The sequence below is a fragment of the Shinella sp. NM-101 genome, from assembly GCF_021401195.1.
Lineage (GTDB): Bacteria > Pseudomonadota > Alphaproteobacteria > Rhizobiales > Rhizobiaceae > Shinella.
This window is the reverse complement of the sequence record NZ_JACBFT010000002.1, coordinates 249013-274044: the sequence shown is the minus strand read 5'-3', so window position 1 is coordinate 274044 and position 25032 is coordinate 249013. Positions and strand designations below refer to the sequence as shown.

General features: G+C 65.8%; 17 protein-coding genes. 12 read left to right on the top strand and 5 right to left on the bottom strand.

All coding sequences use genetic code 11. The features are described 5' to 3' along the window. Positions 1 to 331 precede the first annotated feature (331 nt). Together L0976_RS05095 and L0976_RS05090 are read left to right on the top strand one after the other, a co-directional pair. A complete protein-coding gene (locus L0976_RS05095) occupies positions 332 to 634 on the top strand; it encodes a hypothetical protein (RefSeq protein WP_234186395.1) in 303 nt (100 codons plus the stop codon). A gap of 591 nt (positions 635 to 1225) precedes the next feature. After that, positions 1226 to 2710: a nucleobase:cation symporter-2 family protein gene (locus L0976_RS05090; RefSeq protein ID WP_203316082.1), complete on the top strand. Its 1485-nt coding sequence runs from the start codon at positions 1226 to 1228 to the stop codon at positions 2708 to 2710. 174 nt (positions 2711 to 2884) lie between these two features. Here the strand turns inward: L0976_RS05090 and L0976_RS05085 are convergent, their stop codons facing one another. The 3 genes from L0976_RS05085 to L0976_RS05075 form a co-directional block, all read right to left on the bottom strand. Further along, entirely contained in the window at positions 2885 to 3019 is a 135-nt protein-coding gene (locus tag L0976_RS05085) for a lipoprotein (RefSeq protein ID WP_162911367.1), read from the bottom strand. Between the two features lie 110 nt (positions 3020 to 3129). Next, a complete protein-coding gene (gene dgoD / locus L0976_RS05080; protein ID WP_234186394.1) occupies positions 3130 to 4278 on the bottom strand; it encodes a galactonate dehydratase in 1149 nt (382 codons plus the stop codon). Positions 4279 to 4327: 49 nt separating this feature from the next. Further along, positions 4328 to 5074: a FadR/GntR family transcriptional regulator gene (locus tag L0976_RS05075; protein WP_234186393.1), complete on the bottom strand. Its 747-nt coding sequence runs from the start codon at positions 5072 to 5074 to the stop codon at positions 4328 to 4330. Between the two features lie 163 nt (positions 5075 to 5237). Here L0976_RS05075 and L0976_RS05070 point away from each other — a divergent pair, with 163 nt between their 5' ends. Then, positions 5238 to 6767, top strand: coding sequence for a UxaA family hydrolase (locus L0976_RS05070; protein WP_234186392.1), 1530 nt, complete (start codon positions 5238 to 5240; stop codon positions 6765 to 6767). Here the strand turns inward: L0976_RS05070 and L0976_RS05065 are convergent, their stop codons facing one another. Together L0976_RS05065 and L0976_RS05060 are read right to left on the bottom strand one after the other, a co-directional pair. Then, entirely contained in the window at positions 6768 to 7121 is a 354-nt protein-coding gene (locus tag L0976_RS05065) for a VOC family protein (RefSeq protein ID WP_234186391.1), read from the bottom strand. Positions 7122 to 7131: 10 nt separating this feature from the next. Continuing rightward, positions 7132 to 8148, bottom strand: coding sequence for a GntR family transcriptional regulator (locus tag L0976_RS05060; RefSeq protein ID WP_234186390.1), 1017 nt, complete (start codon positions 8146 to 8148; stop codon positions 7132 to 7134). Between the two features lie 214 nt (positions 8149 to 8362). Between L0976_RS05060 and ilvD the strand changes: the two genes are divergently transcribed. The 9 genes from ilvD (at position 8363) to glgB (ending at position 25019) form a co-directional block, all read left to right on the top strand. Beyond that, on the top strand, positions 8363 to 10198 hold the full coding sequence (gene ilvD, locus L0976_RS05055; RefSeq protein WP_203316087.1) for a dihydroxy-acid dehydratase: 1836 nt from the start codon (positions 8363 to 8365) through the stop codon (positions 10196 to 10198). Positions 10199 to 10353: 155 nt separating this feature from the next. Next, a complete protein-coding gene (locus L0976_RS05050; RefSeq protein ID WP_234186389.1) occupies positions 10354 to 11088 on the top strand; it encodes a thioredoxin family protein in 735 nt (244 codons plus the stop codon). Positions 11089 to 11122: 34 nt separating this feature from the next. After that, the gene (locus L0976_RS05045; RefSeq protein WP_234186388.1) at positions 11123 to 11899 is read left to right on the top strand and encodes a VOC family protein; all 777 of its coding nucleotides are present in this window, start codon (positions 11123 to 11125) and stop codon (positions 11897 to 11899) included. 118 nt (positions 11900 to 12017) lie between these two features. Continuing rightward, positions 12018 to 15335, top strand: a complete 3318-nt coding sequence (locus L0976_RS05040; protein WP_234186387.1) for a DUF2126 domain-containing protein — start codon at positions 12018 to 12020, stop codon at positions 15333 to 15335. A gap of 92 nt (positions 15336 to 15427) precedes the next feature. Then, positions 15428 to 17863 carry a circularly permuted type 2 ATP-grasp protein gene (locus tag L0976_RS05035; RefSeq protein WP_370643581.1) on the top strand — a complete coding sequence of 812 codons (2436 nt, stop codon included), beginning with the start codon at positions 15428 to 15430 and terminating at the stop codon, positions 17861 to 17863. Between the two features lie 22 nt (positions 17864 to 17885). Further along, positions 17886 to 18770: a transglutaminase family protein gene (locus tag L0976_RS05030; RefSeq protein WP_234186386.1), complete on the top strand. Its 885-nt coding sequence runs from the start codon at positions 17886 to 17888 to the stop codon at positions 18768 to 18770. Positions 18771 to 18916: 146 nt separating this feature from the next. Continuing rightward, on the top strand, positions 18917 to 20140 hold the full coding sequence (locus L0976_RS05025; protein WP_370643580.1) for a pilus assembly protein TadG-related protein: 1224 nt from the start codon (positions 18917 to 18919) through the stop codon (positions 20138 to 20140). Positions 20141 to 20346: 206 nt separating this feature from the next. After that, positions 20347 to 22806 (top strand): glycogen/starch/alpha-glucan phosphorylase, encoded by a 2460-nt coding sequence (locus L0976_RS05020; RefSeq protein WP_370643579.1) that lies wholly within the window; start codon positions 20347 to 20349, stop codon positions 22804 to 22806. Then, positions 22806 to 25019, top strand: coding sequence for a 1,4-alpha-glucan branching protein GlgB (gene glgB / locus L0976_RS05015; RefSeq protein ID WP_203316093.1), 2214 nt, complete (start codon positions 22806 to 22808; stop codon positions 25017 to 25019). Before L0976_RS05020 ends, glgB begins: the two co-directional genes overlap by 1 nt. The last annotated feature ends 13 nt before the right edge of the window (positions 25020 to 25032 follow it).

Below are 25032 nucleotides of genomic sequence, written 5' to 3'. Positions count from 1 at the left end.
CCGGCCGGAACTGGCGCGCATTCCGTCGACACTCAAAGAATCCTGCGCGGGCGTGACGGACTTGCCCGAACGGGATCTGTCATCGGCGGAAGTCGCGCGCCTTTGGGGGGCAGATCGTTCGGCGCTGGGCGAGTGCGGCCGGCGACATCGCGCCCTTGTTGACGGCATCGGCGCGATCGAGGCGCAAGGACGTTGAGGCTGGAATTCTGGGGGATGTGGGTGGTGATCGCGGCGACCTTCGCCGTGATCGTCCTGCTTTCATAGAGAGGGGCGCATTGTGCCGACAAGTTTGAACGAAATTTATAAGGCGATCGGTTCCCTGCAGTCGGACGTGAAGAACCTAACCCGTCTCATAGAGGCGCAGGATCAGAGGTCATCCGAGAGCCGCCGGCGGGTCTATGATCGCCTCGACGAACTGGGGAACGTTGTCGACAACATAGAGGATCGCCTCAAGGACTCCGAGCAGGTGATCAAGGACATCGAGCCGCTCGCCCGCGACTTCGGATCTATCAGGGACAAGTCGAAGACGGTCCTCGCCATCATCATCGCGGGGTGGACACTGCTCGGTGGCTTCCTGATGTGGATCGGCAACAGTTTCCTTGAATGGCTGATCCAGCGCCTAAGCAGCCCTTGACCGCCCGCAAACTTGCAGGCAACTTGCAGGAAGAACCTGCCATGTTCGCGCATAGTTCGCTATACGTTCTGCTGCGAACTGCCTTGAAAACCGCCGTTCTGCCGCGATTCCGGCTCCTGACATTTGCGTTGACATCGTAGGGGTCACAGGTTCAATCCCTGTCACGCCCACCATTCGAATTCCAGAGGCCTTTCGGGAAACCGGAAGGCCTTTTGCTTTCGGGCTTCGAACGTGCCCGGCAAGGGGTATTTCCGCGCAGCCCCGGGCCTTCCTTGCGCCCTTTCGGGCGCTGCGCGGAAATACACATATGCCTTGCAGGAAAGAGTTGACGGCGCCGGGTGTTTTGCTGTCAACTGCCGGTCGGTTCATGCCGCGCAGCGCGCCGCAGATCGGCGCCAAGCCGGTGTAATGCCATCGCAATTGCCCAAGCGGGCGGGACGCGGCATACCATCCCCCTCGCACGATTACCCCGGAAAACCGGAAAGTGTTTATCGCCTGGCTATGCTTGCGGCCTCCCGCCTCGCTCCCAAAGATGGCGCTCCCCGTTGGAGGACGGGCTTTCGGACGGTCGATGTGATGGGAGGAGGATCCATGAGCGACGCATCCAGCATACACCCGGTGGACGAAAGGCTGCCCGCAGGCAGGCTTGCGACGCTGGGCATCCAGCACGTACTCGTCATGTATGGCGGCGCCGTCGCGGTTCCGCTCATCGTCGGCCGCGCCCTGCAGCTCAGCCCGCAGGACGTCGCCTTCCTGATTTCCGCAGACCTCTTCGTCTGCGGCCTCGTCACCATCATCCAGTCGCTCGGCGTCAGCCGCCATGTCGGCATCCGACTGCCCGTGATGATGGGCGTCACCTTCGCCTCCGTCGGGCCGATGGTCTCGATGGCGACCATGACGCCGGGCGCCGAAGGGGCGCGCATGATCTTCGGCGCCATCATCGGCGCGGGCTTCGTCGCATTCCTGCTCGCCCCGATCATGGGCCGGCTCCTGCGCTTCTTCCCGCCGGTCGTGACCGGCACGATCATCCTCGTCATCGGCGTGTCGCTGATGCGCGTGGGGATCAACTGGACCTTCGGCAATCCCTTCGGCCCCACCGCGCCCAAGGTGATCGACCCCGCCCATGCCGAATGGCTGGCGCAGATGAAGACGCTGGCCGGGACCGGCGGACCGGCCGTTCCGGACGGCCTCGCTCTCGCGCCGACCGTCTCCAATCCCTTCTATGCGGAACCGGCCCATATCGCCCTTTCCGCCCTGGTGCTCATCTCCATCCTGGTCATCGCCCGCTTCGGCCGCGGCCTCATCAGCAACATCGCCGTCCTGAGCGGCGTCGTCATCGGCTGCATCGCCGCGGCCGTGCTCGGCATGATGCATTTCGACCGCGTGGCGGACGCCGGCTGGTTCGCCGTCGTCACGCCGCTGCGCTTCGGCATGCCGATCTTCGACCCGGTCCTCATCGCCACGATGACGCTCGTGATGATCGTGGTGATGATCGAATCGACCGGCATGTTCCTCGCCCTCGGCGAGATCACCGGCAAGACCATCTCGCAGCAGAACCTGACGGCCGGCCTTCGCGTCGACGGCATCGGCACAATGATCGGCGGCCTCTTCAACACCTTCCCCTATACGAGCTTCTCGCAGAATGTCGGCCTCGTCGGGGTGACGGGCGTCAAGAGCCGTTATGTCTGCGTGGCGGCCGGCATCATCATGATCGTGCTCGGCCTCATCCCGAAGATGGGTGCGCTGGTGGAGGCGGTGCCGACCTTCGTCCTCGGCGGCGCTGGCCTCGTGATGTTCGGCATGGTCGCGGCAACGGGCGTGCGCATCCTTGCCACGGTCGACTTCAAGACCTCGCGCAACAACCTCTTCGTGGTCGCCGTCTCGGTCGGCTTCGGCCTCATCCCGCTGCTGGCGCCGAACTACCTGATGTGGATGCCGCACGCGATCCACCCGATCATCGAATCGGGCATCGTGCTCGCCTCCATCGCGGCCGTTATCCTGAACGCCTTCTTCAACGGCATCCGCTTCGAGCAGTCCGCCGCGATCGACGCCGCGCGCCTCGCCGACAGTCACTAGAGCAATTCCAGTAAAAGTGCGCAGCGGTTTTGCGTCCGGAATTGCGTAGAAACAAAAGGATAGAGCGTTTTCGCGATTCGAAGAAAAGCGGAAATGCTCTAGAAGGCAGCGCCCGAAAAACAGAAAGCCGGCCCGTTCGCACGGGCCGGCTTTTCTTTCGGCAGGGCCGATCGATCAGTTCAGCGGAACGCGAACGCCGCCGGTTTCCGCCGGGCGGGCATAGGTCGTGTTGTCGGCCGCCGTGGTGCTGCAACCGGCAAGCGCCAGAACCGCGAGCGCGGCAACGATGAAACCCGTGATGGGGCGCATGGTCCTCTCCTTTGTGACGTGCCCCTATCACATAGGGGCTTGCGGTGATTCCGTCCACCGGGGCGCAAGCCGAAAAGCCCGGCACGAATCCGGGCCTGGCCGAAAGGGTTTCACCACTCGGCGACGCTGCCGTCCTCGTGGCGCCAGACGGGATTGCGCCAGCGATGGCCTTCCCTGGCCCGCTCGATGACATAGGCCTCGTCCACCGCGACGCCGAGCCCCGGCCCCTGCGGGATCGACACGAAACCGTCCGCATAGTGGAACACCTCCTTGTTGGAGATGTAGTCGAGGATGTCGTTGCCCTTGTTGTAATGGATGCCGAGGCTCTGCTCCTGGATGAAGGCATTGTGGGAAACGGCGTCCACCTGCAGGCAGGCGGCGAGCGCAATCGGCCCCAGCGGGCAATGCGGCGCCAGCGCCACGTCATAGGCTTCCGCCATCGCCGCGATCTTGCGGCATTCCGTGATGCCGCCGGCATGCGACAGGTCCGGCTGGAGGATGTCGACATAGCCGTCCGAAAGGACCGACTTGAAGTCCCAGCGCGAGAACAGCCGCTCCCCGAGCGCGATGGGCGTCGAGCAATGGTTGGCGATCTCCTTCAGCGCCTCGCGGTTCTCCGAAAGCACCGGTTCCTCGATGAACATCAGGTTGTAGGGCTGGAGTTCCTTCGCCAGCACCTTGGCCATTGGCCGGTGCACGCGGCCGTGGAAATCGACGCCGATGCCGATATGCGGGCCGATGGCCTCGCGGATGATGGCGATGGTCTCCACCGCCTTCTCCACCTTCTCCCAGCTGTCGACGATCTGCATTTCCTCGCAGCCGTTGAGCTTGATCGCCTTGAAGCCGCGGGCGACGACCTCGCGGGCATTGTTGGCGACATCGGACGGCCGGTCGCCGCCGATCCACGAATAGACCTTGATCCTGTCGCGCACCTGCCCGCCGAGCAGGGCATGGATCGGCTGGCCATAGGCCTTGCCCTTGATGTCCCAGAGCGCCTGGTCGATGCCGGCGAGCGCCGACATGTGCACGGCGCCGCCCCGATAGAAGCCGCCGCGATACATGACCTGCCAGTGATCCTCGATCAGCAGCGGGTCCTTGCCGATGAGATAGTCGGAAAGCTCGTGCACCGCCGCCTCCACGGTCAGCGCGCGTCCTTCCACCACCGGCTCGCCCCAGCCGACGATCCCCTCGTCCGTCTCCACCTTCAGGAACAGCCACCGCGGCGGCACGATATAGGTCGTCAGCTTCGTGATCTTCATGGAGTTTGCTTCCCTCGTGAGGTCATGCCCGGTCGCCCCGCGCAATTCGTCAGGTGCCGCCGGTCCTGTTCATCAGGCCGGAAAGGTCGCGCGCGGCAAGATCCAGGATGCTGCGCGAGCAGGCTTCCGCACGCGCCCCGTCGCGCAGGCGCAGCGCATCGACGAGTTCCCGGTGCACGCCCAGCGCCTCCTCGCGCCGCGGCGAGGCGCTGTTGGAGGCATGCAGCGCATGGGAGAGCGCGGCATGGATGATGGAGGAAAGCTGGTGGAAGACCTTGTTGTGGCTCGCCCTCAGAAGCGTCTCGTGGAAGCGGGTGTCCGCGGCGGTGAAGGCCTCCAGGTCGCCCTGCGCCGCGTGCATCTCGTCGCAGGCGCGCTCGAGGTCCGCGATCTCCTGTGTCGTGGCGCGCGCGGCGGCGAGAAAGGCAGCCGCGGGCTCGACGGTGCGCCGCGCCTCGAGGATCGAGCCGAGCAGCTCCGCCGAAAACACGTCCGGGCCCATCCATTCGAGGATCTGCGCGTCGAGGACGTTCCACTCGGAGCGGTCCGAGACGAGCGTGCCGACGCGCGGGCGGCCGCGCACGAGCCCCTTGGTCTCCAGCACCTTCAGCGATTCGCGGATGACCGTGCGGCTGACATCATAGGTCTCGCACAGGTCGCTTTCGCGCGGCAGGGCCGTTCCTGGCGGAAAACGCCCGCCGCAGATGTCGGCGCCGATGGCGGCCGTCACGTTGTGGCGCACGCGCGGGCGGCGCGACAACGACCGGTGTGCCTGCCTTTTCGCCCTGTCCGCCACGCCAGTTCCACCACCCGGATAATTCATCATACAAATAATTTTCAATTATATGACATATCAAGGGCGGACACCACGGCCTTGCATTTCCAGGCGAACATAATTCGCAATATTGACTTATGCCGACAAAGTGCATAATGCGCCGGTCCCCATCGCAGGAGCCGCCATGCTTGCCGATCTGCCCGCCGTGCTCGTCCTCAACCCGAAAGACAATGTCGGCGTGGTTCCCGCCAATGTCGATGCGGGCCGGACGCTGGTGAACGGCATTGCCGCCGCCGAGCGCATTCCGCGCGGCCACAAGGTCGCCATCGCGCCCATCGCGGAAGGCGCGCCGGTCCTGAAATACGGCCAGATCATCGGCTACGCGACGCGGGCGATCCGCCCCGGCGAGCATGTGCACCTGCAGAACCTCGCCATCCTCGACGTCGCGCTGAAGCATGAATTCTGCGTCGACAACGCCCCGCCCGTCATGGTGCCCGAAGCCGAGCGCCGCACCTTCGAGGGCTATGACCGCGGCAACGGACGCATCGGCACACGGAACTATATCGGCATCCTTTCGACGGTGAACTGTTCCGCCACCGTCTCGCGCTACATTGCGGAGCACTATGCCCGCCGGTTCCGCGAGACGGGCCACGACAATATCGACGGCGTGGTGGCGCTGACCTATGGCGGCGGCTGCGCGCTGAACCTGAAATCCGAGGGCGGGCGCATCCTCACCCGCACCTTCAAGGGCTATGCCCGCAACCCCAATTTCGGTGGCATCCTGATGGTCGGCCTCGGCTGCGAGACCTTCCAGTATGGCCCGCTCGTCGAGGAGGCGGGGCTGGAGGAAGGCAGGACCTTCCGCACCATGATGATCCAGAACCACGGCGGCACGCGCAGGGCCATCGAGGCGGCCTGCGAGATGATCGACGACATGCTGCCGGATGTCGGCCGCATCCGCCGCACCGTGCTGCCGCTTTCCGGCATCAAGCTGGCGCTCGAATGCGGCGGCTCGGACGGCTATTCCGGCATCTCCGCCAACCCCGCCCTCGGCATCGCCTCCGACCTTCTGGTGAAGGAAGGCGCGACGACCGTGCTTTCCGAAACGCCGGAGATCTACGGCGCCGAACATCTCCTCACCCGCAGGGCCGCCCGGCCGGAGGTCGCGGAGAAGCTGCTGTCGCGCATCGACTGGTGGCGGGACTATACGGCGAAGAACGATGCCGAACTCAACAACAACCCCTCGCACGGCAACAAGGCCGGGGGGCTGACGACCATCCTCGAAAAGTCGCTCGGCGCGGTCGCCAAGGGCGGCTCCATGCCGCTCAACGCCGTCTACGAATATGCCGAAGAGGTGACGGAGCCGGGCTTCGTCTTCATGGACACGCCCGGCTACGACCCGGCTGCCGTGACCGGCCAGATCGCCGGCGGCTGCAACCTCGTCGCCTTCACCACGGGCCGCGGCTCCGTCTCCGGCTACAAACCCGCGCCCTGCATCAAGATCGCCACCAACACCCCCATGTACGAGCACATCCGGGAGGACATGGACATCAACTGCGGCACCATCGTCGACGGCACCGAGACCATCGAGGAGGCCGGCCGCCGCATCTTCGAATTCGTCATCGAGACCGCCTCCGGCCGCAAGACGGCGAGCGAGGCCTTCGATTACGGCGACAACGAATTCGTGCCCTGGCAGGTCGGCGCGATCACCTGATCAGCCCGTGTGCATGAGGATGTTGACCAGCGTGCCGGCCGGATCGCGCACGAAGAAGCGCCGCACGCCCCATGGCTCGTCCGCCGGCCCGTATTCGATCGGATAGCCGCCCTTCACGACGGCCGCATGAACCGCCTCCAGATCGTCCACCTCGATGGAGAGGCCGGGCACCGGCGTTCCCGAACCGCCCTCGGTGGCGAAGCTCACCTGCAAGGGCATGGTGCCATCGGTGCCATAGGTGGCGATCCAGCCGTGATCCATCAGGAGGTCCAGCCCGAGCACCTCCCGGTAGAAGCCCGCGACGGCGGCCGGATCGGCTGTCTCGATATTGGCGACGATACGCCTGACCTTCATGGCAACCTCCTCAGCGCGCGATGGGCATGGCATAGGCCGGCATGTCCGGCCGGTGCGCGGCGCGCAGTTCCGCGACACGTCCGATGACCTTGGGCAGGGACATGACGATATGATGGCGCAGCGTCTCGGCCGCCCGCGCGCCGTCGTCGACGTCGAGCGCCCGGAACACCGCCAGATGCTCGGCGATGAAGGGCTCGTCGGCGGGCATTCGGTGCGAGACGCCGATGATGTGCTTGCTGACATTCAGCATGAAACGGGCGCGGCGCAGGGCGATCAGCAGCTCCCGGTTCGGGCAGTAGCCGAGGCAGGTGATGTGGAGATCCGTCTCGAGATCGTCCATCGCCTCGACGGAAAGGTCCGGATAAACCGCCAGCGCCTCCTCCAGCCGCTCCGTCATCGCCCTGCGCCCGGCGGGCGGCAGGAAGGGCGCGGCGCGCACCAGCGCCAGCGGCTCCAGCGAGACGCGGATATCGTGCAGGTCGCGCATGCGCTGCTCGTCGAGCGGCACCAGCGTCCAGCGCATGCGCTCGTCCTTCTCGACGATGCCGAGCGCTTCCAGCCGGGTCAGCGCATCGCGCGCCACCTGCCGGCCGACGCCGCGGGCGCGCGCCAGTTCCACCTCGTTGATCCGGTGGCGGCCGAAGACGGAAAGATGCACCATCTCCCGCTCAAGGCTCTCGTAGATCGCCTCCCAGCCCGGCGCCTTGCGCAGGGCCGGCGCCTCCTCGCCGAGGCCGAGCATCTCCGCCGTCAGCGCCACGCGCTTCGGCCCGCTCCGCCCCTGCCCCACGAGGAAGCCGCGCCCGTCGAAGCGCCGGATCGCCCCGGCCTCCTCCAGGAGAGCGAAGGCCTGGCGAACCGGCGTTCGCGTCGAGGCGAAGAGACCGGCGACCGGCCCTTCCAGCAAAAGCGCGCCCCGCGGCAACCGCCCGGAGGCGATGGCCTCCGCCAGCACGTCGCGGATGCGCAGGTAGAGCGGGCTCTTGTCGAACCCCGCCTCCGCCTCTTCCGCCAAAACCTGTGCCATGCCGTTCATGGCGCGGACCATGGCACGAATGCACTGTGCCGACAACGGTCATGTCTGCCCGTCCGGACCGGCAAGGAAATTGCGCCGCGCCGCCAAAAAATCTCCATTCCTTTCGTGACGCGGGGGGCGTTTTGCGTTAGGGAACCTTGCTGAGGCTCGCAATCCGGCCCTTCAGGGCCCATATGCAAGCCGCGTCCATCTCGAGGAATTGACCATGCCCGCATATCGCTCCCGAACCACCACCCACGGCCGCAACATGGCCGGTGCCCGCGGCCTCTGGCGCGCGACCGGCATGAAGGACTCGGATTTCGGAAAGCCGATTATCGCGGTGGTGAATTCCTTCACCCAGTTCGTCCCCGGCCACGTGCACCTCAAGGACCTCGGCCAGCTCGTCGCGCGCGAGATCGAGGCTGCGGGCGGCGTCGCCAAGGAATTCAACACGATCGCCGTCGACGACGGCATCGCCATGGGCCATGACGGCATGCTCTATTCGCTGCCGAGCCGCGAGATCATCGCCGACTCGGTCGAATACATGGTCAACGCCCATTGCGCCGACGCCATGGTCTGCATCTCCAACTGCGACAAGATCACCCCCGGCATGCTGAATGCCGCCATGCGCCTCAACATCCCCGCCGTCTTCGTCTCCGGCGGCCCGATGGAGGCCGGCAAGGTCGTTCTCCACGGCAAGACCCACGCGCTAGACCTCGTCGACGCCATGGTCGCCGCCGCCGACGACAGCATCTCCGACGACGACGTCAAGGCCATCGAGCGCTCCGCCTGCCCGACTTGCGGCTCCTGCTCCGGCATGTTCACGGCCAACTCGATGAACTGTCTGACCGAAGCCCTCGGCCTGTCGCTGCCCGGCAACGGCTCGACGCTGGCAACCCATGCCGACCGCAAGCGCCTCTTCGTCGAGGCCGGCCACCTGATCGTCGATCTCGCCCGCCGCTACTACGAGCAGAACGACGAAAGCATCCTGCCGCGCTCGGTCGCCAACAAGAAGGCCTTCGAGAACGCCATGTCGCTCGACATCGCCATGGGAGGCTCGACCAATACGGTCCTGCACATTCTCGCCGCCGCCTATGAAGGCGGCATCGATTTCGACCTCGACGACATCGACCAGCTGTCGCGCAGGGTGCCGTGCCTCTCCAAGGTCGCGCCCGCTAAGCAGGACGTGCACATGGAAGACGTGCACCGCGCCGGCGGCATCATGCGCATCCTCGGCGAGCTCGACCGTGGCGGCCTTCTCCACCGCGACACGCCGACCGTGCACGCCGAGACGCTGGGCGACGCCATCGACCGCTGGGACATCACCCGCACGAGCAGCGAGACCGTGCGCACCTTCTTCCGCGCAGCGCCGGGCGGTATCCCGACCCAGGTCGCCTTCAGCCAGGAAGCGCGCTGGGACGAGCTCGACACCGACGGCGAAAAGGGCGTCATCCGCTCCGTCGAGCATCCCTTCTCCAAGGACGGCGGCCTTGCCGTCCTCTCCGGCAACATCGCGCTGGACGGCTGCATCGTGAAGACGGCCGGCGTCGATGAATCGATCCTGAAGTTCTCCGGCCCCGCCGTCGTCTTCGAAAGCCAGGACGCGGCCGTCAAGGGCATCCTCGGCGGCGAGGTGAAGGCCGGCGACGTCGTCGTCATCCGCTACGAAGGCCCGAAGGGTGGCCCGGGCATGCAGGAAATGCTCTATCCGACGAGCTACCTGAAGTCGAAGGGCCTCGGCAAGGCCTGCGCGCTCATCACCGACGGCCGCTTCTCCGGCGGCACCTCGGGCCTTTCCATCGGCCACGCCTCGCCGGAAGCGGCGCAGGGCGGCGCCATCGGCCTCGTGCGCCAGGGCGACCTCATCGAGATCGACATCCCCAATCGCACGATCAACCTTGCGGTTTCGCAAGAGGAACTCGCCGTCCGCCGCGCCGAGCAGGACAGGCTCGGCTGGAAGCCGGCCGCCCCCCGCAGGCGCAACGTCACGACGGCGCTGAAGGCCTATGCCGCCTTCGCCGCCAGCGCCGACAAGGGCGCCGTGCGCATCCTGCCGGAATAAGCGTTCCGCCGGGCGCGGCCGAAAGGCTGCGCCCGCGCCTCTGCCTCCCTGCCACGATCGACACCGCAGCGCCCGATGAGGCGCGGCTTTGACATCGACAATAAATGTTGATACCAACTTATTTGTCGAAAGCCCGTGAAAGAGGAGTTCCGAGCATGAGACCGAACCACGAGATCGTATCCCGGCAGGCGTGGCTGGCCGCCCGCAAGGCCCTGCTCGCCCTGGAGAAGGAGGAAACGAAGCTGCGCGACAGGGTGCGCGCCGAGCGCCTCGCCCTCCCCTGGGTCAAGGTCGACAAGGCCTACACCTTCGACACGCCGCAAGGCCGCAGGACGCTGGCGGAGCTGTTCGACGGCCGCAGCCAGCTCATCGTCTACCACTTCATGTATGGCCCGGATTGGGACGCCGGCTGCCCCGGTTGCTCCTTCATGGCGGATCATATCGACGGCATGCTGCCGCATCTCAACAACCACGACGTCACGATGATCGCCGCCTCCCGCGCGCCGCTGGAAAAGCTGAAGGCCTACAGGAAGCGCATGGGCTGGAAATTTCCCTGGGTTTCCTCCCACGGCAGCGACTTCAACTTCGACTACCACGTCTCCTTCACGAAGGAGGAACTGGCCAGCGGCAAGGTCATGTACAATTACCGCGAGACCGACGCGGCGGACGCCCATGACGAACTTCCCGGCCTCAGCGCCTTCTTCAAGGATGGGGAAGGCACGGTCTACCACACCTATTCCGACTATGCCCGCGGCGGCGAGGAGGCGCTCGGCACGCTGATGATCCTCGACCGCGCGCCCAAGGGCCGCAACGAGACCGGCACCCTCAGCTTCGTCAGGCGGAAGGACGAGTATGCCGGCGCGCAAAAGGCGCAATCCTGCTGCGACTGAACCACCCGACCCCAACGGACAAGAGGAAAGACCGATGCACAAGGACTATGGCCGGTTCTGCTGGTACGAACTGATGACCCCGGACGTGCCCGCTGCCGAACGCTTCTATGCGTCGGTGGTCGGCTGGTCGACGAGGGATTCCGGCATGGAGGGCATGAACTACACCCTCGCCTATGCCGGGGAGAGCCAGGTGGCCGGCATGATGGAGGTCCCCGCCGAGGCCGGGGGCATGCCCGCGATGTGGATGGGCTACATCTTTACCGACGACATCGAAAAGACGGTGAAGGACATCGCCGCCTATGGCGGTGCGATCCATCGCCAGCCGGAGGATATTCCCGGCGTCGGCCGCTTCGCCGTGGTCGCCGATCCGCACGGCGCGGTCTTCTGCCTCTTCAATACCGAGGACGACGCCCCGGACCAGCCCGGCATGATGAAGCCCGGCCATATCGGCTGGAACGAACTGATGGCCGGCGACCTCGACGGTGCCTGGGACTTCTACGCCAAGACCTTCGGCTGGACGAAGGACAGGGCCATGGACATGTCGGAAGGCGGCATGGGCATCTACCAGACTTTCTCCGTGCGTGGCGGCGATGCCGTCGGCGGCATGATGACGAAGCCCGCCGACCTGCCTGCCCCACCCTTCTGGGGCTATTATTTCGTCGTCGAAGGGCTGGATGCCGCCGGCAGGCGGGTGACCGACGGCGGCGGCAGGATCCTGATGGAGCCGATGGAGGTGCCGGGCGGCGCCTGGATTATCAACTGCCTCGATCCGCAGGGCGCGCATTTCTCGCTGGTCGCCATGACCCGCTGAGCCCCCGAGGCCGGGTGCCGGCCCCCGCCGGCACCTCTTCGCTTGCAATCTCTCTTCGCATTGCACAAACTCCCCGCGATGACGGCATGAGACCGTCACCGAGGGGAACAGAAAGCGTATGTCGATCAAGGCCGGTATCTACCACCTGACCCACTACAGATACGACAACCCGGTCCGTCTCGGACCCCAGATCATCCGGCTGAAGCCGGCGGCGCATTCCAGGACCAGGGTCATCAGCCATTCGCTGAAGGTCTCGCCCGAAAACCACTTCGTGAACCTCCAGCAGGATCCCTACGGCAACTATCTCGCCCGCTACGTCTTCCCCGATCCGGTCACGGAACTGAAGATCGAGGTCGACCTCGTCGCCGACATGACGGTCTACAATCCCTTCGACTTCTTCGTGGAGGAGGAGGCCGAGCACTGGCCCTTCGATTACCCGGAGGACCTTGCCGAAGACCTGGCGATCTACCGCACGCCCGAGCCGATGGGCCCGGCACTCGGAGCCTTCATGGCGACCGTCGACCGTTCGCGCCAGCGCACGGTCGACATGGTTGTCGGCCTCAATGCACGGCTGCAGCAGGAGATCGGCTACGTCATCCGCATGGAGCCCGGCGTGCAGTCGCCGGAGGAAACGCTGACCATCGCGCGGGGCTCGTGCCGCGATTCGAGCTGGCTGCTCGTCCAGATCCTGCGCAATCTCGGTTTGGCCGCCCGCTTCGTCTCCGGCTACCTCATCCAGTTGACGCCCGACCTCAAGGCGCTCGACGGCCCCTCCGGCACCGAGGTCGATTTCACGGACCTGCACGCCTGGTGCGAGGTCTACATTCCTGGCGCCGGCTGGATCGGCCTCGATCCGACTTCCGGCCTTCTGACCGGCGAAAGCCACATCCCGCTCGCCGCCACCCCGCACTATCGCAACGCCGCTCCCATCAGCGGCGGCTATTTCGGCACGGCGAACACCGAATTCGACTTCGCCATGACGGTCACCCGCGTCGCCGAGCACCCGCGCATCACCAAACCCTTCTCCGACGAGAGCTGGGAGGCGCTGAACGCGCTCGGCCGCGACGTCGATGACATGCTCTCGGCCAATGACGTCCGCCTCACCATGGGCGGCGAGCCGACCTTCGTCTCCATCGACGATTTCGAATCGGAGGAATGGAACACCGCCGCCGTCGGCCCCACCAAGCGCGAGAAGGCCGACACGCTGATCCGGCGGCTGCGCGAGCGCTTCGCGCCGGGCGGCTTCCTGCATTACGGGCAGGGCAAGTGGTATCCCGGCGAAAGCCTGCCGCGCTGGACCTTCTCGCTCTACTGGCGGCGCGACGGCAAGCCGATCTGGCGAAACGCCGACCTGATTGCCGAGGAAGGCAGCGATGCCGGCGTCGGGCAGGCCGACGCGAAGGCCATCCTCACCGGCATCGCCGAGGAACTCGGCGTCGAGCCGGACATGGTACAGCCGGCCTACGAGGACCCCGCCGAATGGATCGTCAAGGAAGGCAACCTGCCTGACAATGTCGACCCGTCCAATTCGAAGCTGAAGGACCCGGAGGAAAGGAGCCGCATCGCCCGCGTCTTCGAGCGCGGCCTGACCGAGCCGACCGGCCATATCCTGCCAATCCAGGCCTGGAACGCCCGCGCCGAAGGCCAGCGCTGGATCAGCGAGAAGTGGCGCACCCGCCGCGGCAAGATCTTCCTCGTGCCGGGCGACAGCCCCGTCGGCTACCGCCTGCCGCTCGGCACGCTGCCCCACCTGGCGCCCTCGGACTATCCCTACATCAATCCCGCCGATCCCTCCGAGGCCAGACCTCCGCTGCCGGATTTCGCCGAACGCGGCCGCGCGATGGCCGAGGCTTCGTTCCAGCCGGGCGAGGCCGGACAGGAGCGCGTCGAACAGGTCCGCAGCGACATTGCCGGCGCGGTGCGCACCGCGATGAGCGTCGAGGCCCGCGACGGTCGCCTGTGTATCTTCATGCCGCCCGTCGAGCGGATCGAGGACTATCTCGAACTGGTGACCGCCGCCGAGCGCGCCGCCGACAGGCTTGGCCTGCCCGTCCATATCGAGGGCTATGCCCCGCCGCACGACGAGCGCGTGAATGTCATCCGCGTCGCGCCCGACCCCGGTGTCATCGAGGTCAACATCCACCCGGCCTCCAACTGGGACGACTGCGTCGGCATCACCACGGCGATCTACGAGGAGGCGCGCCAGTGCCGCCTCGGCGCCGACAAGTTCATGATCGACGGCCGCCACACCGGCACCGGCGGCGGCAACCATGTGGTCGTCGGCGGCGCGAACCCGAACGACAGCCCGTTCCTGCGCCGCCCGGACCTCCTGAAGAGCCTCGTTCTGCACTGGCAGCGCCATCCCTCGCTCTCCTACCTCTTCTCCGGCCTCTTCATCGGCCCGACCAGCCAGGCCCCGCGCATCGACGAGGCCCGGCACGATGCGCTCTACGAACTGGAGATCGCGCTGTCGCAGGTGCCGCGCCCCGGCGAAGGCGCCCCGCCGCTGCCCTGGCTCGTCGACCGCCTCTTCCGCAACCTCCTGACGGATGTCACCGGCAACACGCACCGCTCGGAAATCTGCATCGACAAGCTCTTCTCGCCGGACGGGCCGACCGGCCGGCTCGGCCTCGTCGAGTTCCGCGGCTTCGAGATGCCGCCGAACGCCCGCATGAGTCTTGCCCAGCAACTCCTCGTGCGTGCCCTCATCGCCCGCTTCTGGCAGAACCCGGCCGAGGGCGGCTTCGTGCGCTGGGGCACCACGCTGCACGACCGTTTCATGCTGCCGCACTATGTCTGGCAGGATTTCCTCGACGTCCTTACCGACCTCAGGACGAACGGCTTCGATCTGCGCCCGGAATGGTTCGCCGCACAGCTCGAATTCCGCTTTCCCTTCTGCGGCGAGGTGGAATACGAGGGCGCGAACCTCGAACTGCGGCAGGCGCTGGAGCCCTGGCACGTCATGGGCGAGCAGGGCGCGATCGGCGGCACGGTGCGCTATGTCGACAGCTCCGTCGAGCGCCTGCAGGTGAAGCTGGAAACCGCCAATCCCGAGCGCTACGCCGTCGCGTGCAACGGCCGTCCGGTACCGCTGAAATCCACGGGAACGAAAGGCGTCTCGGTCGCGGGCGTGCGCTTCAAGGCCTGGCAGCCGGCCTCGGGCCTGCATCCCGTCCTGCCCGTCAACACCCCGCTTACTTTCGACATTTATGATACATGGTCGCGCAGAGCGATCGGGGGCTGCATTTATCACGTTGCCCATCCGGGAGGACGCAACTATGAGACCTTCCCGGTAAACGGCAACGAGGCCGAGGCGCGCCGGCTGGCGCGGTTCGAGCCATGGGGGCACAGGGCGGGCGGCTATACGCTGTGGCCGGAAACACCGCCGGCGGATTTCCCGCTGACGCTGGATCTGCGCCGGCCGCCCGGGATCTGAAGCAGTTCCGGAAAAAGTGCGCAGCGGTTTTGCGTCCGGAATTGCATGATAACAAAGGGCTGGAGCGTGTTCGCGATTCGGGAAAAGCGAAAATGCCGCAGCCTCCTGGGAGACATCGATTGAAGACCACGAATGCGCAAGCCGAACGCATCGAGGCCGCGCTAGCGGACGCGCCCGCGCGCGCCTATGCGCCGCTTCCCGGCGTCGCCGACGAGATGGTCGATACGGAAGGCCGGGTGCGCCCCGTCTGGCGCCCCTTCCTCTCGGCGCTCGAGCGCATGGACGAGACCGAGCTCGCCGGCCGCTTCGCGCGCGCCGACCGGTACCTGCGCGACGCCGGCGTCTTCTACCGCGCCTACGGCAAGGAGGCCGGCACCGACCGCGCCTGGCCGCTTTCCCACATTCCGGTCCTCATCGACGAGGACGAGTGGGAGAGCCTGTCGCGCGGCCTCGTGCAGCGCGCCGAACTGCTGGAGGCCGTCGTCGCCGACATCTACGGCACGAACGCGCTCGTCGCGAACGGCCTCCTGCCGCCCGCCCTCGTCGCCTCCAACGACGAGTTCCTCCGCCCGCTCGTCGGCGTGCAGCCGGCCGGCCGGCATTTCCTGCACTTCGTCTCCTTCGAGATCGGCCGCGGGCCTGATGGCAACTGGTGGGTCCTCTCCGACCGCACGCAGGCCCCCTCCGGCGCCGGCTTCGCGCTCGAAAACCGCGTGGCGACGACGCGCGCCTTCTCCGACGTCTATGCCGAGACCCATGCCCACCGCCTCGCCGGCTTCTTCGGCGCCTTCCGCAGCACGCTGCAGGCCGGCAAGGCCCCGGACGACCGTATCGCCGTCCTGACGCCCGGCCTTGCCAACGAAACCTATTTCGAGCACGCCTACATCGCCCGCTATCTCGGCTTCATGCTGCTGGAGGGCGAGGACCTGACGGTCGTCGGCGGCAGGGTCATGGTGCGCACGGTCGCCGGCCTCAAGCCCGTCGGCGTGCTCTGGCGCCGCCTCGACGCCGCCTTCGCCGATCCGCTGGAGCTCAACCAGAACTCCCATATCGGCACGCCCGGCATGGTCGAGGCGCTGCGTTCCGGCTCCGTCACCTTCGTCAATGCACTCGGCGCCGGCATCGTTGAAACGCGCGCCTTCCTCGCCTTCCTGCCGAACATCTGTCGCCACCTGCTGGGCGAGGAGCAGCGCCTTCCCTCCATCGCCACCTGGTGGTGCGGCCAGAAGGAAGAGCGTGCGCATGTCGCCGCCAATGTCGGGCGCATGGTGATCGGCCCGGCCTATTCCACCCGCCCCTTCTTCGACGACAACGGACAGTCCGTGCTCGGCTCGGGCCTGCGCGACACGGCCAGGCAGTCGATCACCGAATGGCTGGCGACCGACGGCGCCAGGCTCGTCGGCCAGGAAGCCGTCACGCTCTCCACCACGCCCGCCTTCGTGGATGGCAGGCTGGTGCCGCGGCCGATGTCGCTGCGCGTCTTCGCCGCCCGCACCCGTGACGGCTGGCAGATCATGCCTGGCGGCTTCGCCCGCATCGGCTCGGGCGACAACGTCTCGGCCATCGCCATGCAGGAAGGCGGCTCGGCCGCCGACGTGTGGATCGTCAGCCGCAAGCCCGTCGAGCGCACCTCGCTGCTGCCGGCGGAGGAGGAATTCACCCGCACCATGCCCGGCAGCCTGCCGAGCCGGGCGGCCGACAACCTCTTCTGGCTCGGCCGCTATATCGAGCGGTCGGAGGGGGCGCTGCGCGTGCTGCGCGCCTGGCACGGCCGCTACGCCGAATATGCCGACCCCGAGCAGCCGCTCCTCAAGGACGTCACCGACTATCTCGACGCCCTCGACATCGACACGGCCGAGGCGGTGCCGACCAGCCTCATCCGCAACATCGACAGCGCCGTCTTCTCCGCCAGCAACATCCGCGACCGCTTCTCGCCGGACGGCTGGCTGGCACTGAACGACCTCTCCAAGACCGCCCGCCGCTTCCATGTCAGCATCGAGCCCGGCGACGACGCGACGCGCGCCATGACGGTGCTGCTGCGCAAGCTCGCGGGCTTCGCCGGCCTTGTGCACGAGAACATGTATCGCTTCACCGGCTGGCGGTTCCTGTCCATCGGCCGCTATCTCGAACGCGGCCTGCACATGACGCGCCTGCTCGGCCACCTCTCCGGCGAGGACGCGCCCGACGGCGCGCTCGACATGCTGCTGGAGATCGGCGACAGCGTCATGACCCACCGCCGCCGCTACAACGTGGCCACGGCCCACCTCACCGTCACCGACCTGCTGGCACTCGATGCACTCAACCCCCGCTCGATCCTCTACCAGCTCAACGAGATCAAGAACGAGATCGAGCAACTGCCGGACGCCTATGCCAACGGCCAGATGTCGCCCTTCTACCGCGAGGCCATGCGCCTTCATGCGGGGCTTGCGGTGATGACGCCGGAGACGATGACGGATGCGGTCTACGAGCGCCTGGAGGCCGAACTCGAAAAGCTGTCGGACATTCTCGCCCAGACCTATCTGAGCTGAGCAAAGGGGAGGCGCTGCGACCATGCTCTATGACGTCAACCTCCATATAAGCTACCTCTACGACACGCCGGTTTCCGGCGGCCGGCATATCGTGCGCGTGCTGCCGCTCTCGATAAGCGGGCGCCAGCGGCTGGTTGCCGGCACGGTCGGCGTCGCGCCGGCGCCGGGCGAGCGGGTCGACCATCACGATTTCTTCGACAATCCGATGAGCGCGGTCCTCTTTCGCAGCCAGCACGAGAGCCTCGACATCCGCATGCAGGCGCGCGTCCATGTCGACACGCCGGAGCCGGTGGCGGATTTCTCCCCGCTCGTCGCCGACCTGCCGGAGGAGATCGCGGGATACTGGTCGCTCGATGCCGGCTCCCCGCACCACTTCACCGGTCCGAGCCCCCGCCTCGGTGATTGCCGGGAAATCGCCGAATATGCCCGCGCGCTCGCACGGCCCGGCATGACGATCCGCGCGGTCGCGACGGCCATCTGCGCCCGCATCCACAAGGACTTCACCTACGACCCCGAGGCGACCGGCGTCGACACGACCCCGCGCGAGGCCTTCAAGCTAAAGCGCGGCGTGTGCCAGGATTTTTCCCATGTGATGATCGTGGCGCTGAGAAGTCTCGGCATTCCGGCCGGCTATGTCAGCGGCTTCCTGCGCACGATCCCGCCGCCGGGCAAGGAGCGGCTGGAAGGGGCGGACGCCATGCATGCCTGGGTGCGGTTCTGGTGCGGCCGGGTGAACGGCTGGATGGAGCTCGACCCGACCAACGACATTCCCGCAGGCACCGACCACATCGTCGTCGCCTACGGACGCGACTATGCCGACGTCGCCCCGGTCATCGGCGTGCTGAAGGGCTACGGCCAGCACCGGACCACCCAGGCCGTCGACGTCATCCCGGTGCGGCATCCGTAAGGCCGATTCCCGTTTGGAAACAGCCGTGAACGGCAGAACTTCGGGACCCCTCGAATTTTACGAAAACTATACCACGCGCCCGAACCGTTGAATAACATTTCCCTGCTAGCTTCAGCCAACATTATGACGATGGTGGGTGAAGTCTCATGACGAAGATGACGCAGAAACGCATGTTGCTGTCCCGGCTCGGCAGTGACCGCCGAGGCAATTTCGCGATGATGACGGCATTCGCTCTGCCGGTGATCCTGGCCGCCGGCGGCTTTGCCATGGACCTCAGCAACATGGTGTTGAAGAAGGCAGAATTGCAGGATGCGCTCGACAGCGCCGCGCTGGCCGCCGCCTCCGCCCTGTCGAGCGACAAGAAGAGCGTCACCGAGGCCAAGGCGATCGCCCTGACCTTCTTCAAGACCCAGATGACCAACAAGACCGCCGATTCGAGCGCGGCTTCCGCCTTCAAGGTCGACATCCAGGAAAAGGCTCTTGCCGGCAGCGCCAAGTCGTTCAAGGTCAGCACGTCCTCCGACCTCAAGGTCGAATTCAATGCCCTCACCCGCCTGATGGGCCAGACGTCGAGCACGATCTCTGCCGCCGGGACGGCCGAAAGCGCGACCGGGTCGAAGAACGCGCTGTCCATGTTCCTCGTGCTGGACAGGTCCGGCTCGATGTCGTTCCAGACGAACGAGATCGCAAGCACGACCGTGGCCTGCCAGAACTGGACCAGCTCGAACTGGGGCGGCAATCCAAAGGCGACGACGCCGTGCTACGTCAGGAAGATCGGCGCCCTGAAGACCGCGGTGGCAAGTCTCTTCGGCGTGCTGAACAAGATCGATCCCAACAACGAGTATGTGCGCGCCGGCGCCGTCTCCTACAACGACGTCATGCAGACGGAAAAGCCGCTCGCCTGGGGCACGGCCAACGCCATGAGTTACGTCAACGCCCTGCCGGAGAAGCCGGAAGGCGGCACGGACTCCCACAGCGCCTTCGCAAAAGCTTACGAGAAGCTCGCCCCGACCGATGCGTCCAAGGAGACGGAAATCGGCGAGCACAAGAAGAAAAGCGGGTTGGACCCGGTCAAGTTCATCGTCTTCATGACCGACGGCGAGAACACCCACTACGACGGCAAGAGCGGCACCACATATGCGAAGAAGTCCGACGATGACACGCTGACCGCCTGCACCGCGGCCAAGGCGGCCAAGATAACGGTATACACCGTCGCCTTCATGGCGCCGACGCGCGGCCAGACGCTGTTGAGAAGCTGCGCCTCGAGCTCTGCGAACTACTACGCGGCAGAGGATATGACGGGACTCATTTCCGCTTTCGAGGAAATCGGCAAAAGCGCGGCAGCCATCGCCTCGCGCCTGACCCAGTAACCTCCGCCGGCAAGGCCTGCCCCGAAGGCCCGTCGCGCTCAGCGCGGCGGGCTTTCTGGCATTTCCGGCATGTTTCAGCCATGGCGAAAATGCATGCGCCCTTTCTTGAAAAGGCATATTGCAAGCGCTTCGGATAGATGCATAAATTGATTTAAACGCGGTTTTCGCGGAATGAATGCAGGTAATGCGAGGGGCACAGCGCACCGATGATGAACCGGGTAACCACCAACGACCTCGCACCCGCCCCCCGGTCATCGGATCGCGAACAGCTCGCGACGGAACTTCTGGAACGCCTCAAGTACCGCATCGGCAAGGACCCGAAAGTGGCCAAGCCGCATGACTGGCTGACCGCCGCGATTCTCGTCGCCCGCGACCGCGTCACCGACAAGTGGATGGATTCGACGCGCCGCACCTATGCGACCGGCGCAAAGCGCGTCTACTACCTCTCGCTCGAATTCCTCATCGGCCGCCTGATGCGCGACGCCATGACGAATATCGGCATCCTCGACGAGATGCGCGAGGCGCTGGCCTCGCTCGGCGTCGATCTCGACGTCATCGCCGAACTGGAGCCGGACGCCGCCCTCGGCAATGGCGGCCTCGGGCGCCTTGCCGCCTGTTTCATGGAGAGCATGGCGACCGTCGACGTGCCCGCCTACGGCTACGGCATCCGCTACGAGCACGGCCTCTTCCGCCAGCAGATGGCGGACGGCTGGCAGGTCGAGCTGCCGGAAACCTGGCTCGCCCATGGCAATCCCTGGGAATTCGAGCGCCGCGAGAGCTCCTACGAGATCGGCTTCGGCGGCGCCGTCGAGACGATCAATATCGGCGAGGACAGGCAGCGCTTCGTGTGGAAGCCCGCCGAGCGCGTCATCGCGACCGCCTACGACACGCCGGCCGTCGGCTGGCAGGCAAAGCGCGTCAACACGCTGCGCCTGTGGGCCGCCAACCCCATCGACCCGATCCTGCTCGACGCCTTCAATGCCGGCGACCATATCGGCGCCCTTCGCGAGAGCAACAAGGCGGAAAGCCTGACGCGCGTTCTCTATCCGGCCGACGCCACGCCCGCCGGCCAGGAACTGCGCCTTCGCCAGGAGTTCTTCTTCTGCTCGGCATCCCTGCAGGACATCCTGCGCCGCCATCTCCAGCAGTATCCGGACTTCACCTCACTGCCGGACGCGGTCGCCATCCAGCTCAACGACACGCATCCCGCCGTGTCGGTGGCCGAGCTGGTGCGCCTCCTCATCGACGTGCACGGCCTCGACTTCGACACGGCCTGGGACATCGCGCGCCGCACCTTCTCCTACACCAACCACACGCTGCTGCCCGAAGCGCTGGAAAGCTGGCCGGTGCCGCTTTTCGAGCGGCTTTTGCCGCGCCACATGCAGATCGTCTACGCGATCAACGCGAAGATCCTCGTCGAAGCCCGCAAGGACAAGAGCTTCGAGGACCAGCGCATCCGCAACATCTCGCTGATCGAGGAATCGGGCGAGCGCCGCGTGCGCATGGGCAACCTCGCCTTCGTCGGCTCGCATTCGATCAACGGCGTGTCGGCACTGCACACCGAACTGATGAAGGAAACGGTCTTCGCCGACCTGCACAAGCTCTATCCGGACCGCATCAACAACAAGACCAACGGCATCACGCCGCGCCGCTGGCTGATGCAGTGCAATCCCGGGCTGTTCGGCCTGATCCGCGATGCGATCGGCGACGGCTTCATGAGCGACCTGGAAGCGCTGAAGGCGCTCGACGCCTTCGCCGACAACAAGGATTTCCAGGAGCGCTTCGCGGCGATCAAGCGGGAGAACAAGAACCGCCTCGCCAATCTCGTCGGCAGCCGCATGGGCGTGCGCATCGATCCCGCCGCGATGTTCGACATCCAGATCAAGCGCATCCACGAATACAAGCGCCAGCTCCTCAACATCATCGAGGCCGTGGCGCTCTACGACCAGATCCGCTCGCATCCCGAACTGGATTGGGTGCCGCGCGTAAAACTCTTCGCGGGCAAGGCGGCGCCGAGCTACTACAACGCCAAGCTGATCATCAAGCTCGCCAACGACGTGGCGAAGGTGATCAACAACGACCCCGCCGTGCGCGGCCTCCTCAAGGTCGTCTTCGTGCCCAACTACAACGTCTCGCTCGCCGAGATCATGGTGCCCGCCGCCGACCTCTCCGAGCAGATCTCCACCGCAGGCATGGAGGCCTCCGGAACGGGCAACATGAAGTTCGCGCTCAACGGCGCGCTGACGATCGGCACGCTCGACGGCGCCAATGTCGAGATGCGCGACCATGTCGGCGCGGAGAACATCGTGATCTTCGGCATGACCGCGGAAGAGGTGACGAAGGTGCGCGCCGAAGGGCACAATCCCCGCGCCGTCATCGAGCAGTCGCGGGAACTGTCCCAGGCGCTCGCCGCCATTTCCTCCGGCGTCTTCTCGCCCGACGACCGCAGCCGTTTCGCCGGCCTCGTCGACGGCATCTACAACCACGACTGGTTCATGGTGGCGGCCGATTTCGAGGCCTATGCCAAGGCCCAGCGCGATGTCGATTCCATCTGGAACGACAAGTCCTCCTGGTATTCCAAGACCATACGGAACACTGCCCGCATGGGCTGGTTCTCCTCCGACCGCACGATTCGCCAATACGCCAAGGAAATCTGGAGAGCCTGATGACCGCACCGCCGAAACAAGGCACGACGGAAACACCGTCAGAGCTTCTGGCGAAGGCGGACATCGACGCGATCCTGGAAAGCCGGCACTCAGACCCCTTCGCCGTGCTCGGCCTTCATGCGGTCGGCGACAGGTACGTCGCCCGCTGCTTCCTGCCCGGCGCCGCCGAGGTGGTGGCGGAGACATTGGCCGGCAAGGAGATCGGAACGCTGGCGCAGTTCCACGAAGCCGGCATCTTCGCCGGCGAGGTCGCCGCCAGGAAACTCCAGCCGATCCGCTATCGCGCCCGCAACGAGGGCGGCGAGTGGACGGTGATCGACCCCTACAGCTTCGGCCCCGTGCTCGGCCCGATGGACGACTATTATATCCGCGAAGGCTCGCATCTGCGCCTCTTCGACCGGATGGGCGCCCATCCCATGACGCTTGAAGGCATCGAGGGCTTTCACTTCGCCGTCTGGGCGCCGAATGCCCGCCGCGTCTCCATCGTCGGCAATTTCAACGACTGGGACGGCCGGCGCAATCCGATGCGCCTGCGCCGGGATACCGGGATCTGGGAGATCTTCCTGCCCGGCCTCACCGAGGGCCACGCCTACAAATACGAAATCGTCGGCATCAACGGCGAGGTCCTGCCGCTGAAGGCCGACCCCTTCGCCCGCCGCTCGGAGCTGCGTCCCAACAACGCGTCGATGACGGCCGGGCCGATTGCGCAGGACTGGGAAGACGAGGCGCACCTTGCCCATTGGGCCGCCGCCGATGCCCGCCGCCAGCCGATCTCGATCTACGAGGTGCATGCCGGCTCCTGGCAGCGGCGCGATGACGGCAGCTTCCTCACCTGGGACGAGATGGCCGACCGTCTCATCCCCTACTGCATCGACATGGGCTTCACCCATATCGAGTTCCTGCCGATTTCCGAATATCCCTTCGATCCCTCCTGGGGTTACCAGACGACCGGCCTTTATGCGCCGACCGCCCGCTTCGGCGAGCCGGAGGGCTTCGCGCGCTTCGTCAACGGTTGCCACAAGGTCGGCATCGGCGTCATCCTCGACTGGGTGCCGGCGCATTTCCCGACGGACGCGCACGGCCTGCGCTGGTTCGACGGCACGGCGCTCTACGAGCACGAGGACCCGCGCAAGGGCTATCATCCCGACTGGAACACGGCGATCTACAATTTCGGCCGCGCCGAGGTGCTCGCCTATCTCATCAACAACGCGCTCTACTGGGCGGAGAAGTTCCACCTCGACGGCCTGCGCGTCGATGCGGTCGCCTCGATGCTCTATCTCGACTATTCGCGCAAGCACGGCGAATGGATCCCGAACGAATACGGCGGTAACGAGAACCTGGAGGCGGTCCGCTTCCTGCAATCCATGAACCGTCATGTCTATGGCGCCCATCCCGGCATCCTGACGATCGCCGAGGAATCCACCTCCTGGCCGAAGGTCTCGGCCCCCGTTCATGAAGGCGGCCTCGGCTTCGGCTTCAAGTGGAACATGGGCTTCATGCACGACACGCTGCAATATCTCTCGCGCGAGCCCGTGCACCGCAAGTTCCACCACAACGACATGACCTTCGGCCTCATCTACGCCTTCACGGAGAACTTCGTGCTGCCGCTCAGCCACGATGAGGTGGTGCACGGCAAGGGCTCGCTGATCGCCAAGATGACCGGCGACGACTGGCAGAAATTCGCCAATCTCAGGGCCTATTACGGTTTCATGTGGGGCTATCCCGGCAAGAAGCTGCTCTTCATGGGGCAGGAATTTGCCCAGTGGCAGGAATGGAGCGAGGCCCGCACGCTCGACTGGAACTTGCTCGAATATCCGCTGCACGAAGGCATGCGGCGCCTCGTGCGCGACCTCAACGGCACCTATCGCCGCAAGGCCGCGCTGCATGCCCGCGACTGCGAGGGGGAAGGCTTCGAGTGGCTGATCGCCGACGACCGCGACAATTCGGTCTTCGCCTGGCTGCGCAAGGCGCCTGGCGAAAAGCCGATCGCCGTCGTCACCAACTTCACCCCCGTCTACCGCGAGAACTACGGGGTGCCGCTGCCGGTGGAGGGCCGGTGGCGGGAGATCCTCAACACCGATGCCGAGATCTACGGCGGCAGCGGCAAGGGGAACGGCGGCGCCGTACAGGCCAAGAAGCATGGAAACGGAAAGATCGCAGCCAGCATCACGCTGCCGCCGCTGGCGACGCTGATGCTCGAGCTGGACGCATAGAAAGTTTGACGCA

Coding starts and splice junctions, on each gene's coding strand:
- L0976_RS05035 (WP_370643581.1), top strand. CDS start 15,428: ATGCCGCAGCCTCCTGGGAGACATCGATTGAAGACCACGAATGCGCAA.
- L0976_RS05040 (WP_234186387.1), top strand. CDS start 12,018: ATGTCGATCAAGGCCGGTATCTACCACCTGACCCACTACAGATACGAC.
- L0976_RS05050 (WP_234186389.1), top strand. CDS start 10,354: ATGAGACCGAACCACGAGATCGTATCCCGGCAGGCGTGGCTGGCCGCC.
- L0976_RS05085 (WP_162911367.1), bottom strand. CDS start 3,019: ATGCGCCCCATCACGGGTTTCATCGTTGCCGCGCTCGCGGTTCTGGCG.
- L0976_RS05070 (WP_234186392.1), top strand. CDS start 5,238: ATGCTTGCCGATCTGCCCGCCGTGCTCGTCCTCAACCCGAAAGACAAT.
- L0976_RS05065 (WP_234186391.1), bottom strand. CDS start 7,121: ATGAAGGTCAGGCGTATCGTCGCCAATATCGAGACAGCCGATCCGGCC.
- L0976_RS05045 (WP_234186388.1), top strand. CDS start 11,123: ATGCACAAGGACTATGGCCGGTTCTGCTGGTACGAACTGATGACCCCG.
- ilvD (WP_203316087.1), top strand. CDS start 8,363: ATGCCCGCATATCGCTCCCGAACCACCACCCACGGCCGCAACATGGCC.
- L0976_RS05090 (WP_203316082.1), top strand. CDS start 1,226: ATGAGCGACGCATCCAGCATACACCCGGTGGACGAAAGGCTGCCCGCA.
- L0976_RS05020 (WP_370643579.1), top strand. CDS start 20,347: ATGATGAACCGGGTAACCACCAACGACCTCGCACCCGCCCCCCGGTCA.
- L0976_RS05025 (WP_370643580.1), top strand. CDS start 18,917: ATGACGAAGATGACGCAGAAACGCATGTTGCTGTCCCGGCTCGGCAGT.
- dgoD (WP_234186394.1), bottom strand. CDS start 4,278: ATGAAGATCACGAAGCTGACGACCTATATCGTGCCGCCGCGGTGGCTG.
- L0976_RS05060 (WP_234186390.1), bottom strand. CDS start 8,148: ATGGCACAGGTTTTGGCGGAAGAGGCGGAGGCGGGGTTCGACAAGAGC.
- L0976_RS05030 (WP_234186386.1), top strand. CDS start 17,886: ATGCTCTATGACGTCAACCTCCATATAAGCTACCTCTACGACACGCCG.
- glgB (WP_203316093.1), top strand. CDS start 22,806: ATGACCGCACCGCCGAAACAAGGCACGACGGAAACACCGTCAGAGCTT.